Raw genomic sequence first — 1,668 nt, 5'->3', positions numbered from 1 at the left:
TAAACAAGAATATGAAGAATATGTTAAAGATAGCAAGAATTATAGAGATAGATGGGAATATTTGTTAGCTTATAATGATAATGATGTTGAAATGATGATTAAACCTATAGATAACTTAATAAATCAAAATGCTCAGTATAAAGTTGATATGATATCTAATTTATCTTTATCAAAATGTTCGACAAGTATCAAATATGCTCTAGCTTATAAAGATTTTGATGTAAATGCTAATTATGCTATTGTTAATACAGTTACAATATTTGAGCCTAGTTTAAAATGGTGGATTAAGAAATGTGCAAATTATAAGAAACAAGATGAGCTATATAATGCAAAACTAGAATCAAAAATATCAAAATTGACGAATGATGATATCAATAACATCAAAATAAAATCAAAAATGAGAAATATTGAAAACTGTGTTTCAGAAAATGATTATCAAAAATTCTTAGAAATGTACAAAAATGAAGGTTATTGTTATTTATGTAAAGAACATTTTACTCATGATAATAAACCTACATTAGATAGAATTGATAATAGTATAGGACATGAATTAAGTAACTGTAAACTAGCTTGTAAAATATGTAATAATTTGCGTAATAGAAAAGATGAAAAAATAACAAGATTGCGAATTCAATTAAAGAAATATTGTTTATTACATCATTTACCAACAACTGTAACAGATGAAAAAGAATATTATAATTTACGACAAAATATGACAGGCGGAATATCTAACGTATTACATAGATATTGTATTAAAGGTGAAACATATATAAATAGATTTAGATATACAAATGATAATAAAGTAGTAAGTGAAGATACTGAAAATAAAATAACTCATATTTTAGGACTTGATTTTAATAGTTTATATCCTTCAGTTTTCAGTTCTATTAAACATGATTTTATTGATTATCATGGAGGAGTTATGTTTATGCCTGGTTCATATAAAAGAAGATTTGAAGTATATGATGAAAATGGTGATAAAAATAAAGAGATATACAAAAAATGTTCAAATATAATATTCTCTAAATATCGTTATCAACCTAATCCTAAATATTTATTTATAGCAACTGTTAAACTTATATGTCCTAAAAATAAGATTAATTACTTTATAAACTTTCCACCTATTATAAGAAATATAACAATAAAAAATGATGAAATTGTTATAGGAAGTTATATGTATAATTATATGAAAGAACATAAATTAAGCTCATTAAATAAAGAAGAAAGAAGATTAACTCAGTTATTAGATACTTGTGGACAGTATATGACATTTTCTAACTATTATTTATGGTTTTTATTAGATCAAGGTTTAGTATTAGAAGATATAAAATCTGTTTCATTATATGAAGCTCATAATCAATTTCATGAATTTGTAACAACTTTTATGAAAAAACGACAAGATATTATTTCAAAGAAAGAGAAAGGAAATGAAAAGTTTTATAAGATTAGTATGAATGGTTCATATGGATATGATGGAATTAACTCAGAAAATTTTTCTAAGATTAAGATATGTAATAAAGATAAAGCTTATAGTGCAATAATATCTGATACTTATATTAACGGTATTGAGATTAATGATGATTGTTATTTAATACAACAACAACCTAAACATTTTAAATGTAATACTCCTTTACAAGAAGCTTTCTTTACTCTTGATAATGCTAAATA

1 protein-coding gene is annotated in these 1,668 nt (G+C 23.1%); it reads left to right on the top strand.

What is annotated here, in order from left to right:
- Nucleotides 1-1,668, top strand: a 1,668-nt coding sequence (locus QZ306_RS10530; RefSeq protein WP_295163659.1) for a hypothetical protein, incomplete at both ends; no start/stop codon positions are given.

The organism is uncultured Brachyspira sp., assembly GCF_910588665.1.
Taxonomy (GTDB): domain Bacteria; phylum Spirochaetota; class Brachyspiria; order Brachyspirales; family Brachyspiraceae; genus Brachyspira.
Note: the sequence above shows the minus strand (reverse complement) of the source record. Positions and strands in the feature narration are given on the sequence as shown.